Raw genomic sequence first — 26186 nt, forward strand, 5'->3', positions numbered from 1 at the left:
TCCATCGGTTGAAATAGCCTACAACTGCGCACATCTTTTCAGACGCGCAAATATGGCTTTAACGCTTTGAATTTCTGTATAATTTTTGTTCTTAAATCGATTCCGATTTAAGAAACCATGCACTAGCGTGTCAGTTGCGGGGCGACGTTCGTCGCCGGAGGGCTGGCAATACGTGTTGAATTCTCTAAACCACAGCCCGAGATAGGTACGCTACTGTACATTAGATTATTATAAATTACATCACATAAGGAGCGAGTGTCCGCCTTAAATAGCGGCCGTAGCTTAGGGCGGGGTCGAGCCTTCGCAGCATCATTGGCAAACGGCAGCTTATGGCGGCTTTGAGACTTTGGTCTAAATCTCACAATGGCGGAAAGTTGCCGTTCGTCGCCTATCCCGCAAACAATGGCTGTTGGCAGTTGATGCCAGATTGATAGGTCCTGATCCTAGAGCAAATTTCGATGGACGCCAGGCAAGCCCATATTTCACGAAGATTGGTAGACCCGAGCTCCAAGACGTTTGGGCGGAGCGCGTCGTCAGCTGCGGATTCACCTAGGAAAGAGGAACGTGACCGCGACGCGGAAGCCCAGTCCTTCCGGGCCATTGTCTGGAGCAGCCGCCCAATATCGTATGCCCGCCGTCAGGCTGATTGGCTGTTTGTCGATGGTGATCAGCTTGGCGACTGCGAAGTTGATCGGCACCGACCAGTCGTTTGCTTCCCAGTTATAGGTGGACTCGGTATTCAGCGAGAAAGTCCAGGCGTCCTTGGTGGTGTAGGAGATGAACGGTTGCATGAACGTCGAACTCACGTCCCGACGATCACTCTGACCGGCAAATGACCAGATATGGTTGCCGAGCATGCCGTAGGTCCAGGGACCGTCCTGCTTGAGGACGACCGCGGTCGGACCCGCTCCCCACTTACCGCTTCCGAGAAGCTCATCCGTGCCCGTCGGAAGAAGGAACACGGGTCCTGCACCCCAGACCACGCCACTCTCGGTCGGCTTTGAAGGAGAGAGAAAGAAGCTTTGCAACGTGTCGCCGAGGCCGAATTGCGTGCCGGAGGGTCCGGCGATGTCGTTCTGCCATGTGACCGGCAGGATGGTCCTCGAAATGAGATTCCAGTCCTCGTTCAGAGAAAACGGAATGACAGGCTGGATGTTCATCGTTGCCTTGTCGCCGTCTTCGGGACCATAGCCGTGGTCGTAGTTGAACTGGAACGGCACGCTGATCAGCGAGGCGATTGGATTCGACAACTTCTTCGCAAGCTCTTCGCTCGACTGAGCGCTTGCCGTACCTGCCCAGAGACTGAGTGCCGCGACAACCAGTGCCATCCGAGAAGCGACGTTCGTCATCAATGCCTCCATGATCCGATTGAATTCAGCCCGCGAGGCAGGCGTTCTGCGAAGTGAAACGATATCCCCAGGATCGAGCCTTGCTGGATACCGAACTGTGAGCCGCTGTTCTTTTCACGGCGGCTCTCTGCCTCCTGGGGGACGTCGTTGTTCCGGCTCCTGGAGAAGTCAGGTCTTTAATGGCGAGCATATCGGAAGGATAATCGCCAACAGCACGAAGTTCGCCAGTCCGGGCGTTAGAACCGAATGGCGACCCCGAAGATCGGCCCCTGCTGGACGACGTCGAAGACGAACCCGTCATTGTCGTAATTGACGCCGAGTGCGCGATATCCGGCGACCGCCGAGATGCTGTCGTTGAACTTGTAGCCGAGGCCCAACGCCACGTCCCAGTCGAGATCGGCGCCGCCGGCGCCCACCAGACCCCAACCGGTCAGATAGATTTCCGGCGTGAAGAAGTAGTTTCCTCTGACGCCGGCGACGGCATCAACCCATGTGGCGCTGTCTTCGACATCCACTCCGGCCAGAATGCCGCCATTGAAGGAAATCTCGGTTTTGGCCGACCAGACCTTCATGCCGCCGACCACGTCGAGATGGCCATTTTGGTCTTCGAGCACGGCGTAACCGACGCCAAGAAATCCCGCGAAGGTCTTCGACGTCACATCGACGCTCTCGGCAAGGATGCCGGCAGGTGTGTCGGCGTCGGCACCGAGCTTGGTGTAGATCACGTCACCGACGATGCTGAAGCGATCGTATCTTGCTTCGCCTGCCGCCATGAAAGCGAAGTCGAGGTTCTGGAGGATATCGCCGAAGTCCGCGTCGACATGAACTTCCGGAAGCCCGAACTGCCCAATATCACCGGATAAGCCGGCAGCCCAGAAATATGGAGCGAAGGTGAATTCCCAGCCGCTCTGGCTCTCGACTGTTTTTGCTTCCGGCGTGAGCGGCGTGATATCGGCGGCGTTGCCGCCCGACGCTGCAGAAATGCCTGCCAGTAACAGAATGGCACGCAAGTATATGGCCTTCATGAGAATCCCCCGATCTCGTTTGTCGCCTCGGCACTGCTGTCCCCAGTCGGCACTGTGCAGCGAGAAGTAGATTTGGACAAGCTAAAATACCTATTTTCCGTTGATCGCCTGCTTCAGCTGCCCGATGAGGCTTGAAATCTGCGGGTCCTGAGGTCTCAGTCGCGCCAGAGCTTCCGCGTGTTTCAGCGCCTCCGGCAAGTGTCGAAGCTTGAGACTGTATTGGAGTGCCAGGCCGATGATGTCGGCGTCTCCGCCTGCCGCCCAACCATCGAGCCTGCCCAGCGCCTCTTCTGTCCGGCCAGCGGAATCGAGAGCGACGGCAAAGGTGGTCTTGTAGCGGGGGTTTTGCGGATCGAGCCGCACCGCTTCTTCGAGTTCCGTGATCGCCTCGGTCAATGCCTGCCTGCGTACCAGGGACAGCGCATGTCCGTAGCGCAAATCCGCGCGTGCCGGCGCCATGGCGATCGCTTCGGCATAAGTTTGTTCCGACCTGTCGTTCTGACCCGTGGCGCGGTAGAACTCGGCGAGATTGATGCGCGTTGCCTCCAGCGTTGGGTCTAGCGAAATCGCTCGCCGGAAGGCGGCTTCTGCCTCGGCCGTACGCTGGCGGGCGAACAGGAAGAAGCCATAATTGCTTTGTGTTTCCGCGACGTCGGCATTCGCCTCGACATAGCCACGCAGGTCCGCGACAGCGGCTTCGAAATTTTCTTGCTGATTGGCAAAGAGGTGCGGAGGAGTGCCGGCGAGCGCATTGGCGGCAGCAACGCGCACCGCGCGCGTTTCATCGCCGAGCAGCTTGCCGATCGCATCCAGCCTCTGCTCCGGCGGAATGTTGCCTGCCGCTTCCGCAGCACCGAGCCTGACGAGCGGATCTGCATCGGTTGCGGCTGTTCGAATGTCGGCGGTGACGTCGACGCCGCCAGTTCGGCTCATTGCGGCGATGGCGCTGCCCCTGACAATTCCTGCTTGGTTTTGGTCACTGACAAGGGCGCGCAGAGCCTCCGCCGGGGCTTGATCACCGTTGGCGGCTCCGGCGAAGGCATGGGCGATCGACGCGCGTTTGCGCCACTGCGTCCCGTACCATTTGTCCATTGTCTCGGCTGCCCAATCATCGGTTTCGCCGACATGGCAGGTCGTGCATGCATCCGGCGTTCCAAGCGTTGCCGACAGGTCGGGCCGTGGGATGACGAAAGAGTGGTCGCGGCGCGGGTCGACCTTCATGTAGGTGCGTTCGGGCATGTGGCAGTTGGCGCATTGTGCTCCAGTCGAACCGGCCTGATGGTGGGTGTGCGCGGGAGTGTCGAACCGCCCGCTCGGATCCTGGTTGACGAAGCGGTCCGGCTTCGTCTCTGTGTGGCATTGCGTGCACAGTGCATTGCCCTCGGCCTTGAGCCCGGCCTCGTGCGGCCGATGACAGTCGAGACAGGTCACGCCCGCCCTGGCCATCTTGCTTTGCTGAAACGAGCCATATTCGAAGACCTCGTCGAGTATCTGTCCGTCCGGGAAATAAAGATCCTGCCGAAGCAGGGCGGGTGAGAAATAATCGAGAAAGGGCTTTCCCGGTTGATAACCGTCCAGCAGCTTGGTGCGCCTGGCATGGCAGGCGAAACAGATGCCCGCATCGACTTTCGGCAGACCTGTATCCGGCTTGACCGAGGATGATGCGTTGCCCGATCGCGCCAAAGCCACGTGTTTTGCGCCCGGGCCGTGACAGGATTGACAGCCGATGCTGGTGGCGACGTAGGTCGACTTGTATTCGTTCGTCTGCGGTTGAAACTTCGCCTTAGGATCGGTCGAATGACAATCGATGCAGGTGCGGTTCCAGCGGTAGAATGGACCTGTCCAATGATAGGTCGATCCGGGTTTGGCCGGGGTGCCGTTTCCGAGCCAGAACCACTGCCGTCTGACCGTATCCCAGGCGATATCGAGAGCCTGCAGCCGTCCGCCTCCGATGTCGACGAGGTACTGCTGCAGAGGTTCGTAGGCGAAGGTATACTTGACTTCGAACTCGGCCTGGCCGCCATCCGCTCCCTGGGTGTTGACGAAGAAGCGGCCGGCGCGGCGGGTGAAGGTCGTGACGACGCCGTCATGTTCGAACCTGCTATTGTCGAAATCGCCACGCACAGTTCCGTTGTCGGCCAGTGCCATGGCCTTTGCATGGTGGGATTTCGAAAAAGCCGCCGCCTGATCGGCGTGGCAGGATGCGCACGTCCTTTCGTCCACGAAACCTTCGTGGATCGATATCTGCGGATCGGCGGCGGGTATCGAAATGTCGTCACTCGCAAGGCTGCGCCCGGCAAAGGCGAGCAACAGGAAGAACAGGAGGTGTGTTCCTCTCACCGCTGCTGATCGAACAGACGCTGCCACTCAATCACTCCCATATGACGTTTTGCAAGGTCCCGCCGCAGGTTGAACTCTCTGGCGTGAGGGCGCGGTCCTAGTCCTTGAAGACCTGCTTCCAGTCGGCCTTCATGTCGACGACGGTCCAGCCGGCGATTGAGGCGGCATCGAGCGCCTTGTCGAGACGGCCGACTTCGGTATCGCGGTCGTAGGCGTATTCACGCTCCGCGTCGGTATGATGGATCAGCACGCCGAGCCTGGCGGGTCCACCTGCCATGGTCGTCCATTGCAGCATTTGGAGGTCTCCGTCGGAATTGCCGAAGGCGGCAATCGGCCGCCGGCCTATATGCTGGTTGATCCCGACCGGTTTGCCGGCCTTGTCGTCGATGAAATTGACTTCGGGAAGCCGAAACAGGGTCGGCGTGTCGTCCTGCATCCTGAACTCGGTCTTGATCGACGAGCCAATAACCTGCTCTGGTGGGATGCCGTATACCTCTTCCGTCCAGGGCCGCATGAGTTCGATGCCGCCGCCCGAAACGATGAAGGTCTTGAAGCCGTTGGCGCGGAGATAGGCGAGAACCTCGATCATCGGCTGGTAGACGAGTTCGGTGTATGGCCGCTTGAATTTAGGGTCGCGGGCCGAAGCGAGCCAATCAGTGACGACCTTCTGGAATTCACTGGTGGTCATTCCCGCATGCGTGGTCATGATGAGCTCGACGAGACCCTTTTCGCCGGATGCCGCCAGCGCCTTCATATCGCCTTCGAGCACCGCCTTGAACGGTTGCGTTTCCTTCCATTCCGGATGCTGCGGAGCAAGCACCTTCACTCGGTCGAGGGCGAACGCAAGCTGCGTATAGATCGGATGTTCGACCCACAGGGTGCCGTCATTATCGAACACGGCGACACGCTCCAGTTCCGGGACGAAGTCGACTGACCCTGGTTTTGTCACCTTCTCGACAAAGGAGATGATCGATTGCTTCGATGCCGTGTCATTCCACGATGGCAGTGCGTCCGCTTGAGCGACTACCGAGGCCGCGGTAAAAAGGCATGCTGCGGCGGCGAGCGCGACGCCGCGGGAAAAATACCGGAAATTACGTGCCGAAATCATCGCAAATCCTCCACGACTAGCTTGCAGCAATCTAAAACTCGGAACTATACGGCAGCCCCGGATCGCTCCGGGGCTGCCAAAGACTTAGTTTCCGGTCGGCATAGGAATGCTCACGCCTTCCTTTGCCAACGATTCTCGGATCCACTGAAAACGACTGTAGTCCGATAGCGTGATGGGACCATTGTAGGTCAGGCTCTGGGGTTTGCGAGGTGGGTACTCCACGTAGGTGGCCATGATCTTCTTCAATTCTTCGCCCATGACGACGCCCATCCAGGTCCGCTCGGTGAAGTTGTTCATGAAAATGTCGTAGCGTTCCTGCGGGTCCTGCCACAGATCGAACACTTGGGGCACCGTAGCGACATACTTCTCCTCACCCTTCCAGCCGAGGTTGGTGTCGACCGCCAGTCCGCCCGTCGAGGCTCCGTTATCCCCGCGGATATTAAAGGCGAACTTGTAGTTGTTGACGCGTATCGCACCGGGCGAGAGCTCGTTTTCAGTAAAGTAAAACCACGACTTGCGTTCCGATTTACCGGTGCCGAGCAAGATCGGCGACATGTCGTAGCTATCGAATATGATCGGTTTGTCTTCGCGATCCTTGTCGGGTAGCGGAACCGCGCCGACGGCGGCGAATGTCGCCATCAGATCGAGACCACCGACGATGTCGTGGTTCTTGGTGCGGGGTTTGATCTTTCCCGGCCAGACCGCAATCGCAGGAACACGGTTGCCGCCCTCTCGCAAGGTGCCTTTGGTTCCGCGGAACGGGGTGTATCCGGCGTCCGGATAGACGTCCTGCCATGCCCCATTGTCGGTGGTGTAGAAAACCAGCGTGTTGCGGTCCATGCCGGTTTCCCGCAATTTGTCCATGATTCGGCCAATGCGGGTGTCGAGTTCCACGATCGAGTCCGCATACTTCGACTTCGACATGGACTTGTGCTCGAACTCCGGGGCCGGCATGTTCGGCTGGTGGACCTTCATGAAGTTCACGTTGATGAAGAAGGGTTCGTCCGGTGCTTTGGCAGCCTCGTCCAGAAAGCCCAGTGCCGCTTTCTCGACGTAGCCGTCGAAGAACGGAATGCCGACAACGCCCTCCTTACCGTCGATCATGGGTGTGTCGACGTATTGGCCATTGACCTTGAATTCTTCGGTCACTGGTCCTCCTGCCTTGGCGGACAAAGCCCCCTTGGTCACCTTCTGGAACATCTCCCGCAGCTTCGGATCCATGTCCGGGAACCAGGTGGGATCGGCATACGTATAGGCATTCAAATGGTAGAGGCCGGCGTACCGCATCTCATCATAACCCTGCGCAGTCGGTAGGGCGTAGTCCGCTTCGCCGAGATGCCATTTGCCGGTGAAATAGGTGTGATAGCCGCCACGTTTCAGCACCGATGCAAGTGTCCATTCGGCCGCGGGCAAGCCACCGCCCTGACCTTGAAAGGCGACAGTCGTCATGCCGCTGCGGTTTGGAATTCGCCCCGTCTGCATGGCCGCACGGCCGGGCGTGCAACTCGGCTGGGCGTAGAAGGAGAAGAAGGTCATGCCGTCTTCAGCAAGCTTGTCGATGTTCGGGGTAGGCATCCCGCGACCTTCACCTCCGCCATAGGGGCCGAGATCACCGTAGCCGGTATCATCCGAAACGATGAACAGGATGTTGGGTTTTCGTTGGGAGTCCTGCGCTTGCAGGGGCGAGGCCGCACACCAAAGAATGGTGGATGAAGCCAGTGCTCCGATGCAGCGGATAAGGATTCTGCTGTTCATTTCAAATCCCTCCGTTGACGTTCTTGAGTGACGAAGCCGCGCGGCAAAGGCCTGCGATTGCATGCGTCGCTTCAACTAGACTGCTTTGAAAACGAAGATCCTGCCGGAACTGTCTCCGGCGGGTTGCGAAACCGGCCGCATCTCTGCCCCGGCGTGCTGAACCCTAGCGAATGCTGCCTTCTCTCGATATTGTACTTTAGGGAATCTTCATGTGTGGCAATCGACAGTAGTGATGCGCAGATGACGACGCAGCGGGAAGCTGTTATTGTCCCCCGGCTTTGGGGGGAAAGCGGATGGGCTTGGGCGAATGGTCGGGTCGATTATGCTGCGCTGCCTTTTTGTTGGCGGTCGTCGCCCTGACTGTGTCCAGTCGTCAGGCCGCGGCCTCCGACACCTCTATCGCCATCATCGACCGGGTTCCCCGCGTCCTCGTCCTCTTTCCCTATGATGAGAGGATCGCGGCGACGACCGCTGCCGGAGAGGCGCTGCGGAGCCGCTTGCTGGAGGCGACAAACGGCAAGATCGACCTGTTTTCCGAGTTCCTGGATCTCTCGCGGTTTCCGGAAGGTGACCACGTCGCGCGCATGGCGCGCTATCTGGGCGAGAAATACGCGGCGCGCCGCCCGGACGTGGTCGTGGCCCTAGGCCGGGAATCGACGAGCTTCTTCGTCGCGAACCGCGGCACGATCGCTCCAGGCGCAAAAATCGTCGCCGCCGGTTTCGGCACCGCCACCGCCGAGAAGATCGACTTGCCCGATGACGTTATCGGAGCCTTCTCGACCTTCGACATTCTGAAGACGGCTGAGATGGCCCGCGGCCTGCAGCCCGATGCGCGCCACCTCTACGTCGTCGGTGGCTCTTCCGAGTTCGACCGGAGCTGGCTGACGACGGCCCGCGCGGATTTGAAACAGTTCTCCAAATCCTATGATACGACGACCTATCTGGAAGATCTGACGATCGACGAATTGGTCGAACGTGCTTCCCGCGTACCGCCCGACAGCATCATCCTGGCATTGACGGTCTTTAAGGATCGGGCAGGGCGCAACTTCATTCCGCGCGACGCGATCAGACAGATCGCGTCGACGGCCAGCGCGCCTGTCTACGGCCCTTATCAGACCTACATCGATCATGGCGTCGTCGGCGGCAATACCGTCACATTCGAAGCGCTCGGCCGGACCGTCGGTGACCTCGTCATCGATGCGATTGCCGGCAAGCCGGTATCCGATCTCGAAGCGCCACAGACCTATGTCGCCGATGCCCGGCAACTCAAGCGCTGGGGGCTCGCCGAAAAGGATCTGCCGCCGGGCACGATCCAGATGCACAAGGAGAGGAGTCTCTGGGAGGAACATTGGATCGTGTTGGTGGCGGGGGGCGGCCTCGTGCTGGCGCAGGCCAGCATCATCTCGGTGCTTCTGCTCGAGAGGAGGCGCCGCCGCGACGCCGAGCGCAGCTCGCAGCTTCACCTGCTTGAAGCTGTCCATCTCAACCAGTCCGCGACGGCCGGCGCACTATCCTCGTCGATCGCTCACGAACTGAACCAGCCGCTATCGGCCATCCGAAACAACGCTGAGGCTGCCTCGGTGCTGCTGCGGAGTGCAAACCCGGATCACGGGCTGATCCAGCAGATTCTTCTCGACATCCAGGAGGACGATCAACGCGCAGGCGATATTATCAGCCGGATGAGAGGGTTGCTCAAGAAGAGAAGCGAGATCGATTGGCAGGAGTTCGATCTGAACGATGTCACATCGAGCGCAATCCACATCATTCACGGCGAGGCGGACCGGCGCGGAATTACGCTGACCTCAACCCAGCCGCCCGGTGAACTGCCGGTGCGTGCCGACAAGGTTCACGTGCAGCAGGTCATTCTCAATCTCGCGACCAACGCGATGGACGCCATGCTGGACGCCGTTCCGGCCGGGAGAACTCTTACCTTCGCGACGGGACTGGCGAACGAGAAGGCGGAGCTGCGGGTCTCCGACACCGGAGACGGCATTCCGGAAGAGAGGCTGATCCGCATATTCGAACCGTTCTATACCACCAAGCAGGCGGGGACGGGGCTGGGTCTGTCCATAGCCCGCGCCATTCTCGAGACCTATGGCGGTACCATCCGTGCCGACAACCGCCCCGAGGGAGGCGCGGTCTTTCGCGTGGCCCTGCCTCTCGCCCACCGGGAGGAGCAATCGAGATGAAACCGGTTGTCCATATCGTCGATGACGACAAATCCTACCGGACGGCGACCGCAAGGCTGCTTTCCGCAAACGGCCTTAGGGTCGAAGCCTATGAATCCGGAGATCAGTTTCTTTCCCGACTTTCCGCTTGCGAGCCGGGCTGCGTTCTTCTCGACCTCCAGATGCCTGGCCAATCCGGCCTGCAGATCCAACGCCGGCTGTGCGAGCTGGCGCCGCTATTTCCGGTCGTGTTCCTGACGGGGGAAGGAGACATCAAGGCAAGCGTCGAGGCGATGAAGGCGGGCGCCAAGGATTTTTTGGAGAAAAGTTCGACCGCGGCGACATTGATGGGGGCGATCGATCGCGCTCTTATGCAATATGAAAGACAGCGGGCCGAACACGACCGTCTCCAGGGCCAGCGGGCGCTGGTGGCGGGGCTTAGCCCGCGCGAGGCCGAAGTGTTCCGCTTCCTCATTCGCGGCCGTCTCAACAAGCAGATCGCTTATGCACTCGGAATATCGGAGCGGACGGTGAAGGTGCATCGCCATCAGGTCATGGAAAAGCTCGGCGTGCGCTCGCTGGCCGAGGTCGTGTCGATCGCCGCGAATATCGGTCTGATCGAGGAGGATACGGCATCGCCGGTGGGGTGATCCAATGTCCTTCCCCTTAGGACAATATCAATCGACCTCCATGCGGCCTAATTTGACCGGTAACCGTTAGTCTCTCACAGGTTCGAAAGAGGGGGCATGAGGTGGAGAACCTTCGCCGCACGGTCGCTGTCGTCGACGATGACGCAAGCCTGCGGCGCAGCCTGGGGCGGCTGCTCAACGCCTACGGTTTTCTGGCCATGGAGTTTGCATCCGCCGAGGCCTTTCTCGCTCGCGATCCCAAAGCGGCGATAGACTGTCTTGTCCTTGATATCGACCTCGGTGGCATGTCCGGCATCGATCTGCAACGCAGGCTGAAGGCCGACGGGACAACCCTTCCAGTGATTTTCATCACGGCACTGGAAACCGCCTCCGTGAAGGCAGAGGCGGAAAAGGTGGGATGCGTTGCTTATCTGCAGAAGCAGTTTTCCGGAGCCGCGCTGATTGCGGCCATCGACAAAGCATTGGGATTGTGACCTGAGAGCCGGAGACCATGCGCTCTCCAGCACGGCGGTCGGCGTCGCATCGGCGGCAGAGTTGCCGACCTTATGACCTCAAAAATACCATTATAATTAACAAGTTAACATGCTCAAACCAAGAAAATTGCCGATGTTGATTGCCGATCTTTGAAATTAGCAATTTGAATCTTTAGACATCTATGATGCGGCCGCCCGTGAATTTACAGGCGGCCATTGAGCGTGCTGACAGCTTGGCGCCTAAAGTGCCCTGCTCAGGGCAAAGCACCCCGACCCTCCCTTAAGTGCAATAGCGCGGGACCGTATTTGCGCTAAATTTTTGGAAGCAGCCAAACAGCCGATAACGTGAACGGGAGCGCCACGATGAGCAGCAAGAGCAACCGGCAAGGTTACAACGCCACCCGTCGCCAAATCCTGCTGGCCGGCGGTTCGGCAATCGCTTTAACGGCATTCTGTCCGATCGCCAGCATCCCGGCGCTTGCCCAGGCAGGAGCAAGGAAACCGAACATCCTTGTGATCTTCGGCGATGACATCGGCTGGTGGAACACCAGCGCTTACAACCGCGGGCAGATGGGGTACCGAACGCCAAACATTGACCGTATCGCCGATGAAGGTGCGATGTTCACCGATCTCTACGCTCAGCAATCCTGCACCGCGGGGCGAGCGGCTTTCATCACAGGCCAAAGCTGTTTTCGCACGGGGCTGCTAAAAGTCGGGCTTCCCGGAGCCAAGGAGGGTCTGTCTGAGAAGGATCCGACAATCGCCGAACTGCTCAAGCCACAAGGGTACGTTACCGGCCAGTTCGGCAAGAACCATCTCGGCGATCGCAACGAATTTCTGCCAACGGTCCATGGCTTCGATGAATTCTTTGGCAACCTCTATCACCTCAATGCCGAAGAAGAACCGGAGAACCCCGATTACCCGAAGGATCCACAGTTTCTCGCGAAATTCGGACCGCGTGGCGTGCTGAAATGCAAAGCAAGCGAGACAGACGATCCGACCGAGGATCCGCGTTTCGGAAGAGTGGGCAAGCAGACGATTGAGGATACGGGACCGCTCAATAGAAAACGCATGGAAACCGTTGATGAGGAATTCCTAGGCGCTGCCAAGGACTTCATCGACCGCAGCGCCAAAGCCGACAAACCGTTCTTTTGCTGGTTCAACTCGACCCGGATGCATATCTACACGCATCTTAAGGCTGAGTCGGAAGGCAAAACGGGGTTGGGCATCGTTGCCGACGGCATGGCCGAATTTGACGGTATGGTTGGCCAGCTGCTCGACCAGCTCGATGATCTTGGAATCGCCGAAAACACCATTGTTGTCTGGACGACCGATAACGGTGCAGAGGTGTTCTCCTGGCCTGACGGGGGCACAACGCCATTCCATGGCGAGAAGAATACGAATTGGGAGGGGGGCTACCGCGTGCCCGGGATGGTGCGCTGGCCGGGCGTTGTTAAACCGGGAACCGAGATTAACGAGATTGTCTCCCACGAGGACTGGCTGCCGACCTTGGTTGCGGCAGCCGGCGAGCCGGACATCGCAGCCAAGCTTCTAAACGGCTATGAAGCGGTCGGCAAGACATTCAACGTGCATCTTGACGGCTACAATCAACGCAAACTGCTTGACGGCACAGGGCCTGGCGCGCGCAAGGAGTATTTTTACTGGACTGATGACGGAAGCCTGGCAGGATTGCGCTACGACCGCTGGAAGCTGGTGTTCATGGAACAACGAGCAGAAGGGTTGGACGTGTGGCAGGATCCTCTGATCACACTGAGATTTCCGAAGTTAATCGACCTGCGCGCCGATCCGTTCGAAATAGCCCAGCATGCAGCGGGAGACTACGCACGATGGCGCGTCGAACATGCCTTCGCGCTGGTTCCGGCCCAGGCATACGTGGCCAAACATCTTCAAACCTATGTCAAATATCCGCCCCGCCAGGCGCCGGGAAGTTTCTCGATGGACAATGTGCTTGATAAACTCCAACGGGGTGGCGGACAGTGATCACGCTTTGAAGAAGGCAATGATGCGCCGTTAAATTCGGATCGGAAAAGATCAATGATCGCGAATGAGAACAGGCAAACAACGACCATTCTCCAGCGAGCGAGGCACGAGATAAAGGAGTATGCCTTCCTCTGCCCCTATCTCTATGTCTGTTTCGCGGCTATCCTCCTCTACAAAATGGCAGTGCTCGGTGGTCAGGGTGTGGAATTTCTTGTGTTCGGTATACCCGCGCTCAAGGCCCTCATTCTCGGAAAGTTCATCCTGCTCGGTCATACGATCCGGCTGGGAGAGAGGTCCGGCGGTTCGAGACTCGTCGGCGTCGTGGCATATAAGGCGGCACTCTATCTTTCGCTGATCCTCGTCATGTCGCTCGCCGAAGAGTGCGTCGTTGGGTTCCTCCATGGCCGGACGATCTCGGTTGTGATCACAGGTATGGCCGGCAGGTTACCCGAACTCCTGGCCATGAGCGCGATCATGCTACTGATCTTGATCCCTTATCTGGCTTCGAGGGAACTCGGAGTGGCGCTCGGCAAAGGAAGGCTTTGGGGTCTGTTCTTTGAGCATCGCGAGGTGCGGTAGGTGCAAACAACGATTGGCGAAGACGAATTCTCGTCCGTGTTGATGAAGGCACACAGCACGGCGGCGATCGAGTGAAGGTCTCCGCGAATGAATGATCAGGGAAGGTCGAACGCAAGGCGACGCCATGGTGGAACCACGGATTGCGAAAGCGCGTGCGAGCGGTGGTATGTCATGGATCCCCGGCGGCGATTTCCTGATGGGCTCGGATCGCCACTATGCGGAGGAAGCCCCGGCACACAGGGTTCGCGTCGACGGTTTCTGGATGGACACATGCCCGGTGACGAACTGGGCGTTTTCCGCCTTTGTCGAGGCGACCGGCTATGTCACCACGGCGGAGCGGCCGGCCAACCCGGCGGATTATCCGGGTGCGATCATGGAGATGCTGGCACCAGCATCGGTCGTTTTCATCAAGCCGAAGTCGCCCGTTGATCTCACGAACCACTACAACTGGTGGAAATATGTGCGCGGAGCGAACTGGCGCCATCCGCGAGGACCGGCAAGCTCGATCAAGGGGTTATTGGAGCACCCCGTTGTCCACGTCGCCTTCGAGGACGCGAAAGCCTATGCGGCCTGGGCCGGCAAGGAACTGCCGACCGAAGCGGAATGGGAGTTTGCCGCACGCGGCGGGCTTGAGGCGGCGGACTATGTCTGGGGCGGGGAAATGTTACCCGGCGGCCGGCATTTGGCCAACACCTGGCAGGGCGAGTTTCCCGTCCAGAACAGTCGGGAAGACGGTTTCGAGGGGACATCTCCCGTGGGGAGTTTTCCGGCCAACGGCTATGGTCTATTCGATATGGCCGGCAATGTCTGGGAATGGACGACCGACTGGTATCAAGAACATGGCATGATCGACAGCCCGTGCTGCACGATCTCGAATCCCGTCGGCGCTGAACTCTCCAACAGCCATGATCCGCGCCAACCGCAAATCAGCATTCCACGCAAGGTCATGAAAGGCGGTTCACATCTTTGCGCACCCAATTATTGCCGCCGCTACCGGCCGGCCGCGCGCATGGCGCAACCCGTCGACACAGCAACTTGCCATCTGGGCTTCCGATGTATTGCCCGCGGATGATTCATGAACATTCTGCCGGATGATGTCCAAGTAGCGCATCCAGGCTCTCAGCCGAATCGGGAAGGGGTATCGTCGAGGCAGGCCGCGCGACTTTCAAGTGACAACAGAACCCAGGTCAAAGTGAAATCGGCGGCCGGATTTCGAAAGGTTTAAACTTCGCCGTTCGAATCCGCCCTCAGCTTGACCTCCACGAGTGAGCGCCCGACCCTTCCGCGTCGATCCCCGATGGCGGGTGCGGCCCAAGGCGCTCGGTTAGGTTCTGGAGGAGCGTGTCTCGAGCGGAGTTTTGAACGAGATCGATCGCAAGGGTCAGGGCGCGGCGGCCTTCGTTGCTATCGATCTCACAGTGGTTCTTCGTGCACCACCGCCGAACCGCGGTGATGACGATATCAATGTCTTGATCGGACAAGGTAATGAGGGACTGAAGCATGTCGATGCCTCCAAGATCCGATAGGAGCAGCCCGCGGTCATGCCAAGGGATGAAATCGGATTCGCTAGTGATGAGCAGTGGACGTCGCTGCGTTGATCTCAAGCGAATGAGGGCTGTCAAACCGAGTGATCAGCAGCGTGACCAGTTCCTCCGGCGTCCTATGTCCTTGGCTAAAAAGATCGACAGCCGCGCTGCAGAGCAATTCCGTAGCTTGTTCCGTCGGCGTGACGCGGTTATGCCGGTACCAGGTTCGAACCGCCTCCGTAAGCACGTTCACGTCTTTCGTCTGGAGCGAGAGATTGAGATCGATCATATCATCCTCCTACGCGTCGCCGCTCCAGATTAATCTTGAGTTGAAGCTCGCGTTGAAAACTTAATCCATTGGCACCTCGTCGCCAACCATCAGTGCGGTTGCGCACAGTGGCCGGAAGGGCATCGGCGCCGATGACGAAGGCATGCCCAATGCTGTTGATCTGAACGCCGCGGACCGGCAAGATAGGCGACTTGTCCTTCCGGGCTTTGAAGGATTTCGAATGCCACGCTTCTACTTCAACATTCTGTCTGAAGCAGGATCGCTCGACGACTGGGAAGGAACCGAGCTTGCCGATTTGGATGCCGCTCGCGTTGAAGCGGTGCGTGATGCGCGGGCATTGATGAGCAGTGCCGTGCTGCTTGGATATGACATTTCGTCAAGAAGCGTCGAGATCAGAAACGAAACAGGCGATATCCTGCTCGTGTTGCCCTTTTCGGAAGCGGTGAAGCCAATGGGCTGATCTACCTGGCGCGGAGCGGAAGACCCAGCAACTTCTCGTATTCGCGCTCCGGCACTCCATAACAGCCACCGGCGATTTCGATTAGTTTTTCCCTGTCCAATATTCTAACGTTTCCGCGGGTCGATCGGATCGCGTGGACGCCCTCAAGGACGTGTAGTTCGTTGGTGACGCCCGAACGGCGGACGCCGAGCATCAATGCCAGAAATTCATGGGTAATGGCCAGGTCATTGCCTTCGAGGCGGTCGTGACACATCAGGATCCACCGAGCGAGCCGTTCATGCATATTGTAGCGGGCGTTGGCGAGCGCCGAATGGGCGAGCTGCAGCACGGTTGTGTGGACATAGCGAAGGAAGAAATCCTTCATCTCGGGATCATCGGCGATCGCGCGCTGAAACGTCTCCATCGGCACCATAATTCCCGAGCCTGCGACCTGCATGAACGTGCGCGTGGGGGTGGTCTCTACCGCCAGGACGACGTGCATGCCGGATGCGCCTTCGGGTCCGATGTGGCCAATTTCCACCACTTCTTCGTCGATGCTGCTGACAACCATGGATGCCAGGCCCCTTTCCAGGAAACAAACATGCGTGGTCGGCACGTCGTTATCGACAAGAGCATGCCGTAATGGCAGCTCGACGCGCTCCATCCCTTCCGACAGGCGTGCGAAGCGGTCAGCGCTCAACTTTTTCAGCAGGGTATTTGCAACGGTCGATTGGTCGAAGTGGGGCATGGCAGCTCCGCATAGGGAGCTTGGATGTCAAGCCAAACGCCTGTGGGTGTGGTGAAAAACTACGGGACGGCCGTCGGTTTGACCAGAGGTCCCGAGGAAGTGTGCGTTTATGACAAAACCGCACATAAGCCACTGAAATCCTTGATGTGCAGTGGCGATAGGCCGGCAACGATGTTTGGTGCCGACCAACAGACCATAGCACATTTCGCCTCGGCATGCGCGCTCATTGCGAAAGGATTAATGATGGAAACAATTCGCCTCTTTCAGACCGCCGATAGCCATCAAACTGGGATCGTCATAAGTAGCGAAGGCGGGGACACGTCCATGGGCGTACCGGGATGACGCCTTGATAGGGTCGGTCACCGCGTTGAGGGTGCCGCTCACGCCATTCCAAGGCGTCGACGCCTTCTAGGCAGCGGGGCGAGCCAGGGTCGATGAATCATGGACGGCGGCGACGCCGGGCGTAAAAACGTGCTTCAGGGACGTTTCGAATGCAGCGGTGCCTTGAATCCCGAGGTCGCGTTGCCGATTTGCGCGAGGACCGACATGATGCAATGGGAGCTCGACGGCGGCATGACCGAGGTTCAACGACGAGGTTTTCTGACGAGGCTAACGGCCTATGAGCCGCTGACGCTGATTATGCTGGCATCCATCGCGGGAGGCTTGTTCGTGCTGCAGCGATTGACGAGCGAGGTTCTTGAGGGCGAGACGTTCCGCTTCGACGACGCGATCCTGCTGGCGTTGCGACGGCCTGGCGAACTTGCCCTGCCGATCGGGCCCGGCTGGCTGACGCATGCCATCGGCGACATAACCAGCCTAGGCGGCATTACCGTTCTCTCGCTGATGACGGTTCTCGTGACCGTCTATCTTCTGCTCGACCGGCGTTGGCCGATCGCGATCTTCGTCTTTTCCTCGGTGCTGACCGGCTGGCTGGCGAGCACGCTCTTGAAGATCCTCGTCGCCCGGCCGCGCCCCGATATCGTGCCGCACCTGGTCGAGGTGAGCGATCTCAGCTTTCCCTCCGGACACGCGATGGTCTCGGCGGTGACCTATCTGACGCTTGGGGCGCTGCTGGCCCGGACACAGCGCTACCGGTCGACGCGGATCTTCGTCATGGGCGTCGGCGTCTTCCTCGCCGTCATCATCGGTTTGAGCCGGATCTACCTCGGCGTTCACTATCCCACGGACGTCTTGGCTGGATGGTGCGCCGGTGCACTCTGGGCGCTCGGCTGCTGGCTGATTTCGAAGCGCTTTGTTCCGAGCCGCGCTCCAGATGATGTCGGCGAAGCCGGAAAACGGTAAGAGGAGACAGCAGTTCAGGCTGATACGTGATTTCCGCCGGCATAACGGACAAGAACCATGACAACTTTGACAACGATCACCTCGACGGTCACGGCCGCGTTTCTCGGCTCCTTCGTCGAGGTCGTTGAAGCCTTCACCATCATCCTCGCCGTCGGCGTCACGCAGAGCTGGCGTCCGGCCCTCATCGGCACCGGTCTTGCACTCGCCCTTCTCGCCCTTCTCGTGCTGGCGCTCGGTCCGCTGCTCGGCCTCATTCCGATCGAGCTGATGCAGTTCGTCATCGGGACGCTGCTCGTTCTGTTCGGCCTGCGCTGGTTGCGCAAGGCGATCTTGCGGGCCTCGGGCTTCATCGCGCTGCACGACGAGGACAAGGCCTTTGCGGCCGAGACCGACAGCCTGCGGCGCCAATCCGCCGAGCGCCGTGCCAATTTCCTGGCAGGGACCGCGGCTTTCAAGGCGGTTCTGCTCGAGGGGATCGAAGTGGTGTTCATCGTCATCGCCACCGGCGCCGGACACGGCATGATCGGTTATGCCAGCCTTGGGGCCGCCGCCGCCTGCCTGCTGGTGCTGATCATCGGCATCTTCGTGCACAAACCGCTCTCTGCGGTCCCAGAGAACAGCCTCAAATTCGTCGTCGGGCTGCTGCTCAGCGCCTTCGGCATATTCTGGGTCGGCGAGGGCGTCGGCGCCGACTGGCCGGGCGCCGATCTTTCGCTTCTGGCGATCCTCGCCGTGCTCGCCGTCTTTTCCTTCGCCGCAGTCCGGGTGCTGCGCCACTACTCCAACGCCCATGCCGAGGTCGCCGCATGATGAATATTCTTAACATCGCGCTCAAGGAGTTCTTCGGCATGTTCATCGACGACGGCGCCCTGGCGCTGTTGGCGCTGCTATTGATCGCCGCCGTCGGCGTGCTGGTGAAATTCGCGCATGTCGACGCGCTGCTCGGCGCTACACTGCTTCTCGTCGGCTGTCTGATGGTCCTCGCCGAGAGCGTGGCACGCGCGGCGCGGAAGAGGTTTCAGCGGAAATAGCCTCGGAACGCTATTGCGGCACCTTGAACAGGTGGCTGATGCGCGTCACCAGCCGAGGAGGTGCGCAAGCTAAGGTTCATTAGGCAGTCTCGCCGGTCACTCCTATGCTCTCCGATCGCGATAGGTCGTTGGCGGCGGAAGCGCTTCGTGGGCTTGAGCCAGTGTTTCGAGCCACGTTGCCAGAACATTCGGAATTTCTTCGTTGCCGGCCTCCATTGATTCAATCCACGACAGCTCGCATTGCAGTGCCGAGGCAATGTTGATTGGCGTCCACCGGATATGCAGCAGGCACTCGGAGAAACGTTCTGAGGTCATGATGAGCCCATCAATTGTCGCCGGCGTCAGTGTGCCACAGAATGGTGACGGGACCAAACCCCGCACCGAACTGTGAGAACGGAGTTTGGCGGGCGCTGTCAAGAAGGCCTTTTGGACCTCGATCGGCGGAGCAACGTCGCACGGCGACCCTCAATTTTCCTCTATTCAGCCGTCCGCCTTGCGCGTCGTTCTCTCGCGGGAGCGCCTCCTCAAGAGCTTGGATCGGATACGCAACTGGCCAAAGGGTGTCAGGCTCTCGCCGAGAACGACATGGGCGTTGAACTCAGGCATCAGAATGAAGCGCCGTCTGGATCAACGACATCCGGATCCTCCTGTGCCGTCTTACCCTTGGCCCTCTGCCTGCGCAGCGTAGTCGCAAAAGACCGTCCGCGACGTGGCTGGCGTTCGGCGGTCAACGCCAGACCCAGATCGTCTTTCCGGATGTCGACCAGGTCGGCCAACCGGTCGACGAGGCCAAGCACAACGAGAACATCGGCGAGCGTGCCGATCCCGACACCAGGATCTCCCTTTTCCAAGCGCGCGACGGTGCTCGGCGACGTGCCCGCCCGCACCGCCAGATCGACCACGGCCATGCTGCGCCGCAAACGAGCGCCGCGGACGTCGTGTCCGAGCCTTTGGAGGGCAGGTTTCGATTTGGGCGATCCCATGGCAGTCGTCCCAGATATGGCAGATAAAGTTACTTATAATGTCATATATGATGAGTTGATTGTTTCTACAAGCGCGTTGCGCGATAGACGTCCTGTCAACTACCAGCCCGATAGTCCATGGCTTCTAAAAGGGGTGAGCGCTCAAGATGAGTCCAACTGAAGGGGTCCCCGCTTTTTCTCAGTGAGGCGCCTAGCGCCTTGCCAACCTCCTGCCGGGCCGCTCTGGGCGAAACGTAGCAAGCCATCAGCTCCTCGTTCGCCGGGACGGAGTGAACCTCATTCTCGGGGTTCGCATTGAAGCGGATATGATCCCAGCTGTAAAAGGCCTCGGGCGACCATTGCCCTGGAACGCTACTGCGGCACCTGGAACAGATGACGGATGCGCGTCACCAGCGAGGTCATCGAGCCACCGTTCAGCGTGGCGCCGTCGGCCGCGAAGGAATGCTGGCCGGTCTCGATGCGGCGCGACAAAGTGGCGGCAAGCTCTTCGGCGATGCCGGGCCGGTCGTGCAGCAGCGGCGTCAGGCTTGCCTGGGCAATCTCGTAGACGACGACGAAGGTCAACGCCCGCAGGCTGGCGGCCTCGCCGACGCCAATCAGCAGCCCGCTTTCGCCGAAATAATCGCCCGGCGCCAGCCGGCCGAGTTCGATTTCCTTGTGGCCCTCCCTCCGTGTGGCGACGAGGGCGCCGCTGCGCACGATCATCAGCGATGCGACCGTATCGCCCTGCTCGATGAGGATGGCATCCTTCTTGTAGGTCCGCCGCGTCATCGAGGCTGCGAGCGTTTCCTTCTCGTCCTCGGTCAGTGAGGAAAACAGCGGGATGGCGTCGAGAAGCTTGAGCGGCGTCGGCCGGTGCGGCTTTGCCAGCTCCTCCGGCTGCAATTGCTCGGGCGGTGGGCCGGCGGCGTCGAGCGGTCGCGCCAAGGTGAGACCCGCGGCTTTGACATGGCGGTAGATCAGGTCGAATATTTCGTTTTTCGCCGGCCCCGCCTGGCCGATGTCCCGGACGCGGAAGTAGAGCTCCACCTCGATTGCGTCCGACGTCAGTGATTTGATCTGCACGCCGGGTTTCGGCTCGGTCAGGATCAAGTCGCTGCTCAAGAGCACGGCGCGCATGACGTCGATGATCGCCGACGGCCCGATTGTCGGCACGACGCGGACCGTCAGCGTCGCGCCGTGACTGCGGTCAGGACTACTGAGATTGGTCAGCCCGACCTTGGCCAGAAAACTATTGGGCAGGACGACGAGGTCGTTCGAGCCGTTCAGCAGATGGGTGGAGCGCCAGTTGGTTTCGACGACACGGCCTTCGACGCCGTCATTCAGCACGATCCAGTCGCCGATCGCGTAGGGCCGGCCGAGGTTGAGCGCTATGCCGGAAAAGACGTCGCTCAGGGTGCTCTGCATCGCCAGACCGAGAATGACGGCAAGGACGCCAGACGTGGCGATCAGCGTGCCGACGGGAAAGCTGAAGACATAGGCGACCACCGAGAGGATCGCGCCGAGATAGATCAGGCCGATGACCAGATCCTGAACGAGGCGGCCTTCGCGCGGTTGGCGCTCGAAGATCAGGAAGACGCGGACGAAGGCGATCAATGCCCAGGCCGCGTTGATCCACCAGACAACCTTGGCAAGGGCGATGAAGACGCGTTCGAAGGTCGATGCCGTTGTCGGCCCGACCTGGTAGGGCACGATGTCATGATAGAGCAGCAGGACGGTTAGCGCCGCGAAGAAGAATACCTGGCCGGCGAGCCTCCAGCTCGGGAAGGGCCGAAGCGCTATGCGCGTGACGATCGCGCCGACCACGGCCAGCGTCCCGGCCTGGACGACAGGATCGGCAAGCACTCCGGACCATGTGAGAGTTTCAAGCATCGATTGTCCACTTGCCAGAGCATGATGCCGAAAAGGGTGAGCGAATTTCGGACGACATCATGCCTCACTATCGAATTCTACACGCGTCATGATCTATCAGATTCGCTTATTGACGAAACGCCGGGTACGCGGCGGGTGCGTGACATCCCTGTGACGTCGGGACCGATTTCGTAAGATGTAACATCTGTGATGATGGGTGTATCCATTAACGAGCTGAAGCCGGGAGCGGCACCGCCTGCCTCTCGACTGGCTGCTTGAAGCAATCCATACCGGTGCATTTTTAACGATCTGCGCGCAGAGGGATTAACCAGCTATTCAACCAGGGCTTGCGATTGGTCGCGGGATTCGTATCTGATGGCGGATGCCGACCCACCGCTCATTTTCGCCCAGATATACAACCAGGACACGGGCCCGCCCACGGTTCACGATGGAGGCGTTCTATCTCGCGATCATCGGAGCAGGGGTCGCCGGATATCTTGGCGTCGAAGCAGCGGGTGCTTCATTCGCCAATCATGGCGTCGGATGCACGATCAAAGGCAATGTGAGCATCGGCAGCCACGAGCGCATCTACCATCTGCCAGGCCAAGAATACTACGAGAAGACCAACATTTCCCCTCGGTATGGCGAGAGGTGGTTTTGCTCGGAGGCTGAAGCCCGCGCTGCGGGCTGGCGTCGCGCAAGAAGATAAGCGTCGTCGAAATTGCGTCTATATTTTCTTAGCAGAGTGTCAGGCAGGGCTATTATTCTTTCCACAAGCGTATGGAGGTGATTATCGCAAATGTTGAAAAGATCAGCGTCTCGATGACGCCCCAACATGCCGAGCTGCTGCGCGACGCGGTCGCAGGCGGTGCCCATCCGCGAAGCGATGCGCGACTGGTCCGTCAATGGTAGAAGCGCGGTGGAGACATCGAGCTGCGTGGGATGTGGGCCGAGGGCAAGGCAAGCGAACTGCCTCGCCAGTCGATTTCGACGAGGCACTTAACACGGCAGGAACTGGAGGCTTGCCCGCGGACCTGGCGGTTAAGCTTCTCTAGACGCCGAAGGCACGAGCCAACCGGATGATGGCGCCCCGTTGCCTGGGGCGCCACAAGCGCTTGACTGCTAGGTGCGCGGCTTCAGATTTTCTGGGTCATAGATCGGCTTGTAGCCGACACCGACGACCTCGACCGGATAAGTCTCGGCGAAATACTCGACATTCAGCCTGCGTCCGACCTGGCAATGCGACCAGGGCAGATAGGCTAGCGCAATGTTCTTTCCGACCGTCGGGCCGTAGGCGACCGAGGTCGTGTAGGACCGACGGCCAAGCTCGTCGACCAGGACCTCGCCCGTGGCGGGATCGACAACCGGCATGTTGCCGATGGGATAACGCTTCACGCCCGACTTGTCGGTATTCTCGGTCATCACAAGCGTGCAGAGCATTGCCGGCTGGTGCTCGCGCGCCTTGTATTCCAGATGCTTGGCCTTGCCGCGGAAATCGGCTTCCTTGACCTTCGGACGGGCGAGATCGGCTTCGATCAGGTTGTACTGGGTCAGGAGGTCGCCGTTCTGCAGGCGCAGGCTCTTTTCCATGCGGCGCGAGTTCGCATAGGTTTCGACGCCGAAGGCCATGACGCCGGTCGCGCGCAGCGCGTCCCAGACGGCGAGGCCGTCTTCGTACTTCATGTGCAGTTCCCAGCCCTGCTCGCCGACATAGGAGATACGGAAGGCGGTGACGGGCTTACCCGCGATTTCGATCGGCTTGATCGCCGCGAAGGCGAAGTTTTCCTGATCGAGCCCGGCCGGATCGGCGACAGTCTTCTTCAGCGTGTCGCGCGCGTTCGGACCCCAGATGCCGATCGTCACGAATTTTTCCGAGACGTCGGTGATGATCACGTCGAGGCCGCGGTCTTCGGCGACCCGCTTCATGTAGTGCAGGTCGCGCGGGCCGGCATCGGCGCCGTTGACGAGACGGCAGCGATCGGCCATGCGGAAGACGGTGAAGTCAGCGCGCACCATGCCTTCGTCGTCGAGGAAGTGGGTGTAAACGCCCTTGCCGATGTTGCCATCGCCACCGATCTTGGCGGCGCACAGCCATTCCATCAGTTCGACATGGTCAGGTCCCTCGATATCGACCATGTGGAAGTGGCTGAGATTGACGATGCCGCAATCGTCGCTCATCGCCAGATGCTCGGCATTCGACACGCGCCAGAAGTGGCGACTGTCCCATTCATTCTCGCGAACCGGGACGCGGTCGGCGTATTTCTCCAGAAGGTGTTCGTTGGCGGCGTAGCCGTGCGCGCGCTCCCAGCCGCCAAGTTCCATGAAATACCCGCCTAGCTCTTTCTCGCGCTCGTAGAAGGGCGAGCGCTTGGCGTTGCGGCCGGATGCATAGGGTTCCCGGGTGTGAACAGCCGGAAAATAGATCTTCTGGGCGGCTTCGTAGCAGCGGCCCTCGATGAACTCTTCCGTCAACTGATGCGGGTAGAAGCGGGCATAGTCGATGCTGTTGTGATCGATCTCGGTACGGCCATCGGTCATCCAGTCGGCGATCAGCTTGCCGTAGCCCGGGCCGTCCTTGACCCAGATGGCAACGCAGTACCAGAGACCGCGCACCTTCTGGCTCTCGCCGCAGGATGCGCCGCCGCCTGCCGATACTTGCAGCAGGCCGTTGAAGGAGTGACCTTCGTTATAGCCGAGCTCGCCGAGGATCGGCGTCAGTTCCATGGCACGCTCGAGCGGCTCGATGATCTGTTCCATCTCGAGGTCGCGCTGCGAAGGCGACAGGCGCGCCTCGTGTTTTTCGAGAATGTCGCGCGGGTGGCACATGCGCGGATTGGTGGCTTCGTAATAGCCCCACTCGATCTGGCCGCCCTCCGTCGTCGCCGGGTCGCCGGTATCGCGCATATAGGCGGAGTTACCCTGATCGCGCAGCAGCGGGAAGCCGATTTCCTTACCGGTGCCTTCGAATTCGTCATACGGACCGAAGAAGGTGAGCGGGTGGTCGACCGGCATGACCGGCAGGTCTTCGCCGACCATCTCCGCGATCAGGCGCGCCCAGAGGCCGGCGCAGACGATGACGTGGTCGGCCATGATCGTGCCGCGATGGGTGACGACTCCCTTGATGCGACCGCCTTCGACGATCAGCGACTTCGCCGGCGTGTTGCCGAACACCTTAAGCTTGCCGGCCTTTTCGGCGGCATCGACCAGCTTGCCGGCAACGGTTTGCGAGCGGGGAATGACGAGGCCGGCATCCGGATCGTAAAGGCCGCCCATCACCTGATCTTCCTCGATCAGCGGGAACTTCTCCTTGATCTCGGAAGGGCTGACATAATGAGCGCGGGTGCCGAAAGCGCGTGCCGAGGATAGCTTGCGCTTGATTTCCTCCATCCAGCTATCGTCGCCGGTGCGGGCCACTTCGAGGCCGCCGATGCGGGCGTAATGGCCCATCTTCTCGTAGAAATCGATCGAATATTGCGTCGTCCAGACCGACAGATAGTCGTGGCTCGTGGTGTAACAGAAGTCCGAGGCATGGGCTGTCGAGCCGATATCGGTCGGTATGCCCGACTTATCGATGCCGACGATATCGTCCCATCCCCGCTCGACGAGATGATGGGCGATGGAGGCGCCGACGATGCCGCCGAGACCGATGATGACGACCTTCGCCTTTTCCGGAAATGCTGCCACGTGCTGTTCCTTCTATTTATCGCACGAATCAAAATACCCTAGCCGCGCTTGACGTACGCTTCGCGCGTGAGATGCAGGAGCCATGCCAGCCTCGCAAGAGGTGTCACATTTGCCGAAGCAGCGGAACCCCCAGACCGCTCAGCATGGAAGCTGCGATGAGGGTATTATGCATAAGGCTAATGATCGTCAGTGGTCCTACGCCGCCTAGTAACGGCGTAATTGCGCCAGTGCGCGTCGAGGCGGCGAGGCAACCGACAAACAGGAGCCGGCGCCCCGGCGATCCGTCTCGCATCGAACGACCTGAAAAAGACTGGTGAGCGTCGGATATGGCTGGCCATTGCAGACAGCCTATCCCCTCGCACGCCCCGGGGTCACGGCGCTGAAATCGCTGCAAGCCGGTCGATGTCGACCAGCACGATTTCTTCGGAAACAGGCTCGCGATTGTGCAGCCGGAACCATTCGGCGGCTTCCCGCACCCGATCTCCATGCGGCGACGGATAGGCGCCAAGTCCGAGAACCCATTCGCGCACGGTCTCGCGCTCCATCCGCCCGGCCCGGTATCGATCGCAGACGGTTTTCGCCGATGCGACCAGATCGTTGATGCTCTTCACGGAATATCCCTCAATGCACGGACGGCTCTTCATCTTCAAGAAACGATCGAATGCCGTCGCGGGCGACGACGGCTAGGAATTCGTCGAAGGCATCCCGGTCGGTCGGAAATGGCTCGTCCCAGCGGATCAGATCCTCCGCTTGCGTGACCACCTCCATCGACCAGTCTTCGTTGCTGCCGGACGTGCGGAAGATATCGACGAGCACGGTGATCCCGTCGTCGGTGAATTCTCCCGCCAGTTCGGAGTGTTCGAGCTTTTCTTTTTTCGCCATCAT

General features: G+C 59.7%; 26 protein-coding genes. 11 read left to right on the forward strand and 15 right to left on the reverse strand.

Annotation, left to right across the window (positions count from 1 at the left end; genetic code table 11):
• Window positions 1-545: 545 nt before the first annotated feature.
• The 5 genes from AC2444_RS32370 to AC2444_RS32390 all read right to left on the reverse strand — a co-directional run bounded on the left by AC2444_RS32370 (window position 546) and on the right by AC2444_RS32390 (window position 7577).
• Window positions 546-1361, reverse strand: a complete 816-nt coding sequence (locus AC2444_RS32370) for a transporter (protein ID WP_128450058.1) — start codon at window positions 1359-1361, stop codon at window positions 546-548.
• A 224-nt stretch (window positions 1362-1585) separates the two neighbouring features.
• Window positions 1586-2374: a DUF481 domain-containing protein gene (locus AC2444_RS32375; protein ID WP_003554199.1), complete on the reverse strand. Its 789-nt coding sequence runs from the start codon at window positions 2372-2374 to the stop codon at window positions 1586-1588.
• Window positions 2375-2464: 90 nt separating this feature from the next.
• Window positions 2465-4741 (reverse strand): tetratricopeptide repeat protein, encoded by a 2277-nt coding sequence (locus tag AC2444_RS32380; RefSeq protein ID WP_128450059.1) that lies wholly within the window; start codon window positions 4739-4741, stop codon window positions 2465-2467.
• A 70-nt stretch (window positions 4742-4811) separates the two neighbouring features.
• A complete protein-coding gene (locus AC2444_RS32385; protein ID WP_128450060.1) occupies window positions 4812-5822 on the reverse strand; it encodes an HAD family hydrolase in 1011 nt (336 codons plus the stop codon).
• Between the two features lie 84 nt (window positions 5823-5906).
• Window positions 5907-7577 carry an arylsulfatase gene (locus AC2444_RS32390; protein WP_012763409.1) on the reverse strand — a complete coding sequence of 557 codons (1671 nt, stop codon included), beginning with the start codon at window positions 7575-7577 and terminating at the stop codon, window positions 5907-5909.
• Between the two features lie 293 nt (window positions 7578-7870).
• Here AC2444_RS32390 and AC2444_RS32395 point away from each other — a divergent pair, with 293 nt between their 5' ends.
• From AC2444_RS32395 to AC2444_RS32420, 6 genes are all read left to right on the forward strand, one after another.
• Window positions 7871-9766: a sensor histidine kinase gene (locus tag AC2444_RS32395; RefSeq protein ID WP_128450061.1), complete on the forward strand. Its 1896-nt coding sequence runs from the start codon at window positions 7871-7873 to the stop codon at window positions 9764-9766.
• Window positions 9763-10395, forward strand: a complete 633-nt coding sequence (locus tag AC2444_RS32400) for a response regulator transcription factor (protein ID WP_128450062.1) — start codon at window positions 9763-9765, stop codon at window positions 10393-10395. The genes AC2444_RS32395 and AC2444_RS32400 overlap by 4 nt, the downstream gene beginning before the upstream one ends.
• A gap of 101 nt (window positions 10396-10496) precedes the next feature.
• Window positions 10497-10868, forward strand: a complete 372-nt coding sequence (locus tag AC2444_RS32405; protein WP_128450063.1) for a response regulator transcription factor — start codon at window positions 10497-10499, stop codon at window positions 10866-10868.
• Window positions 10869-11231: 363 nt separating this feature from the next.
• The gene (locus tag AC2444_RS32410; protein WP_128450064.1) at window positions 11232-12869 is read left to right on the forward strand and encodes an arylsulfatase; all 1638 of its coding nucleotides are present in this window, start codon (window positions 11232-11234) and stop codon (window positions 12867-12869) included.
• Window positions 12870-12923: 54 nt separating this feature from the next.
• Window positions 12924-13448 carry a hypothetical protein gene (locus tag AC2444_RS32415; protein WP_128450065.1) on the forward strand — a complete coding sequence of 175 codons (525 nt, stop codon included), beginning with the start codon at window positions 12924-12926 and terminating at the stop codon, window positions 13446-13448.
• Window positions 13449-13614: 166 nt separating this feature from the next.
• On the forward strand, window positions 13615-14520 hold the full coding sequence (locus AC2444_RS32420) for a formylglycine-generating enzyme family protein (RefSeq protein ID WP_128450066.1): 906 nt from the start codon (window positions 13615-13617) through the stop codon (window positions 14518-14520).
• Window positions 14521-14695: 175 nt separating this feature from the next.
• On the opposite strand, the gene AC2444_RS32425 is transcribed toward AC2444_RS32420, so the two are convergent.
• On the reverse strand, window positions 14696-14950 hold the full coding sequence (locus AC2444_RS32425; protein WP_128450067.1) for a hypothetical protein: 255 nt from the start codon (window positions 14948-14950) through the stop codon (window positions 14696-14698).
• Between the two features lie 64 nt (window positions 14951-15014).
• Window positions 15015-15263 carry a hypothetical protein gene (locus tag AC2444_RS32430; protein WP_128450068.1) on the reverse strand — a complete coding sequence of 83 codons (249 nt, stop codon included), beginning with the start codon at window positions 15261-15263 and terminating at the stop codon, window positions 15015-15017.
• 220 nt (window positions 15264-15483) lie between these two features.
• On the opposite strand from AC2444_RS32430, the gene AC2444_RS32435 reads away from it, so the two are divergent.
• Window positions 15484-15723 carry a DUF6894 family protein gene (locus AC2444_RS32435; RefSeq protein ID WP_128450069.1) on the forward strand — a complete coding sequence of 80 codons (240 nt, stop codon included), beginning with the start codon at window positions 15484-15486 and terminating at the stop codon, window positions 15721-15723.
• Window position 15724: 1 nt separating this feature from the next.
• On the opposite strand, the gene AC2444_RS32440 is transcribed toward AC2444_RS32435, so the two are convergent.
• Window positions 15725-16450: a Crp/Fnr family transcriptional regulator gene (locus AC2444_RS32440; protein WP_128450070.1), complete on the reverse strand. Its 726-nt coding sequence runs from the start codon at window positions 16448-16450 to the stop codon at window positions 15725-15727.
• A gap of 573 nt (window positions 16451-17023) precedes the next feature.
• Between AC2444_RS32440 and AC2444_RS32445 the strand changes: the two genes are divergently transcribed.
• From AC2444_RS32445 to AC2444_RS32455, 3 genes are read left to right on the forward strand one after another with little or no spacing between them, the layout of a single operon-like run.
• Complete coding sequence (locus AC2444_RS32445; protein WP_128450097.1) at window positions 17024-17752, forward strand: phosphatase PAP2 family protein; 729 nt, start codon at window positions 17024-17026, stop codon at window positions 17750-17752.
• A gap of 57 nt (window positions 17753-17809) precedes the next feature.
• A complete protein-coding gene (locus tag AC2444_RS32450; RefSeq protein WP_128450072.1) occupies window positions 17810-18562 on the forward strand; it encodes a COG4280 domain-containing protein in 753 nt (250 codons plus the stop codon).
• A complete protein-coding gene (locus AC2444_RS32455) occupies window positions 18559-18783 on the forward strand; it encodes a hypothetical protein (RefSeq protein WP_128450073.1) in 225 nt (74 codons plus the stop codon). The genes AC2444_RS32450 and AC2444_RS32455 overlap by 4 nt, the downstream gene beginning before the upstream one ends.
• A 102-nt stretch (window positions 18784-18885) precedes the next feature.
• Here AC2444_RS32455 and AC2444_RS32460 read toward each other — a convergent pair whose 3' ends face one another.
• The 3 genes from AC2444_RS32460 to AC2444_RS32470 form a co-directional block, all read right to left on the reverse strand.
• Entirely contained in the window at window positions 18886-19098 is a 213-nt protein-coding gene (locus AC2444_RS32460) for a hypothetical protein (RefSeq protein WP_128450074.1), read from the reverse strand.
• A gap of 290 nt (window positions 19099-19388) precedes the next feature.
• Complete coding sequence (locus tag AC2444_RS32465; RefSeq protein WP_012763398.1) at window positions 19389-19766, reverse strand: helix-turn-helix domain-containing protein; 378 nt, start codon at window positions 19764-19766, stop codon at window positions 19389-19391.
• Between the two features lie 351 nt (window positions 19767-20117).
• Window positions 20118-21638 carry a mechanosensitive ion channel family protein gene (locus AC2444_RS32470; protein WP_128450075.1) on the reverse strand — a complete coding sequence of 507 codons (1521 nt, stop codon included), beginning with the start codon at window positions 21636-21638 and terminating at the stop codon, window positions 20118-20120.
• 361 nt (window positions 21639-21999) lie between these two features.
• Here AC2444_RS32470 and AC2444_RS32475 point away from each other — a divergent pair, with 361 nt between their 5' ends.
• Window positions 22000-22326, forward strand: coding sequence for a sunset domain-containing protein (locus AC2444_RS32475; protein ID WP_128450076.1), 327 nt, complete (start codon window positions 22000-22002; stop codon window positions 22324-22326).
• Between the two features lie 413 nt (window positions 22327-22739).
• Here AC2444_RS32475 and AC2444_RS32480 read toward each other — a convergent pair whose 3' ends face one another.
• From AC2444_RS32480 to AC2444_RS32495, 4 genes are all read right to left on the reverse strand, one after another.
• A complete protein-coding gene (locus tag AC2444_RS32480) occupies window positions 22740-25301 on the reverse strand; it encodes a GcvT family protein (protein WP_128450077.1) in 2562 nt (853 codons plus the stop codon).
• A 103-nt stretch (window positions 25302-25404) separates the two neighbouring features.
• A complete protein-coding gene (locus tag AC2444_RS32485; RefSeq protein WP_128450078.1) occupies window positions 25405-25788 on the reverse strand; it encodes a hypothetical protein in 384 nt (127 codons plus the stop codon).
• Complete coding sequence (locus AC2444_RS32490) at window positions 25673-25912, reverse strand: hypothetical protein (RefSeq protein WP_128450079.1); 240 nt, start codon at window positions 25910-25912, stop codon at window positions 25673-25675. The genes AC2444_RS32485 and AC2444_RS32490 overlap by 116 nt, the downstream gene beginning before the upstream one ends.
• Window positions 25913-25922: 10 nt before the next feature.
• Complete coding sequence (locus tag AC2444_RS32495) at window positions 25923-26183, reverse strand: hypothetical protein (RefSeq protein WP_012763393.1); 261 nt, start codon at window positions 26181-26183, stop codon at window positions 25923-25925.
• Between the last annotated feature and the right edge of the window lie 3 nt (window positions 26184-26186).

Source organism: Rhizobium sp. WSM1328 (genome assembly GCF_057653715.1).

Bases quoted from the DNA above. Each gene is read 5' to 3' on its own strand.
- AC2444_RS32475 (WP_128450076.1), top strand. From the start codon at position 22,000: ATGCCGACCCACCGCTCATTTTCGCCCAGATATACAACCAGGACACGG.
- AC2444_RS32420 (WP_128450066.1), top strand. From the start codon at position 13,615: ATGTCATGGATCCCCGGCGGCGATTTCCTGATGGGCTCGGATCGCCAC.
- AC2444_RS32455 (WP_128450073.1), top strand. From the start codon at position 18,559: ATGATGAATATTCTTAACATCGCGCTCAAGGAGTTCTTCGGCATGTTC.
- AC2444_RS32395 (WP_128450061.1), top strand. From the start codon at position 7,871: ATGGGCTTGGGCGAATGGTCGGGTCGATTATGCTGCGCTGCCTTTTTG.
- AC2444_RS32430 (WP_128450068.1), bottom strand. From the start codon at position 15,263: ATGATCGATCTCAATCTCTCGCTCCAGACGAAAGACGTGAACGTGCTT.
- AC2444_RS32460 (WP_128450074.1), bottom strand. From the start codon at position 19,098: ATGACCTCAGAACGTTTCTCCGAGTGCCTGCTGCATATCCGGTGGACG.
- AC2444_RS32425 (WP_128450067.1), bottom strand. From the start codon at position 14,950: ATGCTTCAGTCCCTCATTACCTTGTCCGATCAAGACATTGATATCGTC.
- AC2444_RS32370 (WP_128450058.1), bottom strand. From the start codon at position 1,361: ATGGAGGCATTGATGACGAACGTCGCTTCTCGGATGGCACTGGTTGTC.
- AC2444_RS32495 (WP_012763393.1), bottom strand. From the start codon at position 26,183: ATGGCGAAAAAAGAAAAGCTCGAACACTCCGAACTGGCGGGAGAATTC.
- AC2444_RS32400 (WP_128450062.1), top strand. From the start codon at position 9,763: ATGAAACCGGTTGTCCATATCGTCGATGACGACAAATCCTACCGGACG.
- AC2444_RS32410 (WP_128450064.1), top strand. From the start codon at position 11,232: ATGAGCAGCAAGAGCAACCGGCAAGGTTACAACGCCACCCGTCGCCAA.
- AC2444_RS32445 (WP_128450097.1), top strand. From the start codon at position 17,024: ATGACCGAGGTTCAACGACGAGGTTTTCTGACGAGGCTAACGGCCTAT.
- AC2444_RS32485 (WP_128450078.1), bottom strand. From the start codon at position 25,788: ATGGAGATCGGGTGCGGGAAGCCGCCGAATGGTTCCGGCTGCACAATC.
- AC2444_RS32435 (WP_128450069.1), top strand. From the start codon at position 15,484: ATGCCACGCTTCTACTTCAACATTCTGTCTGAAGCAGGATCGCTCGAC.
- AC2444_RS32415 (WP_128450065.1), top strand. From the start codon at position 12,924: ATGATCGCGAATGAGAACAGGCAAACAACGACCATTCTCCAGCGAGCG.
- AC2444_RS32450 (WP_128450072.1), top strand. From the start codon at position 17,810: ATGACAACTTTGACAACGATCACCTCGACGGTCACGGCCGCGTTTCTC.
- AC2444_RS32375 (WP_003554199.1), bottom strand. From the start codon at position 2,374: ATGAAGGCCATATACTTGCGTGCCATTCTGTTACTGGCAGGCATTTCT.
- AC2444_RS32385 (WP_128450060.1), bottom strand. From the start codon at position 5,822: ATGATTTCGGCACGTAATTTCCGGTATTTTTCCCGCGGCGTCGCGCTC.
- AC2444_RS32440 (WP_128450070.1), bottom strand. From the start codon at position 16,450: ATGCCCCACTTCGACCAATCGACCGTTGCAAATACCCTGCTGAAAAAG.
- AC2444_RS32390 (WP_012763409.1), bottom strand. From the start codon at position 7,577: ATGAACAGCAGAATCCTTATCCGCTGCATCGGAGCACTGGCTTCATCC.
- AC2444_RS32470 (WP_128450075.1), bottom strand. From the start codon at position 21,638: ATGCTTGAAACTCTCACATGGTCCGGAGTGCTTGCCGATCCTGTCGTC.
- AC2444_RS32465 (WP_012763398.1), bottom strand. From the start codon at position 19,766: ATGGGATCGCCCAAATCGAAACCTGCCCTCCAAAGGCTCGGACACGAC.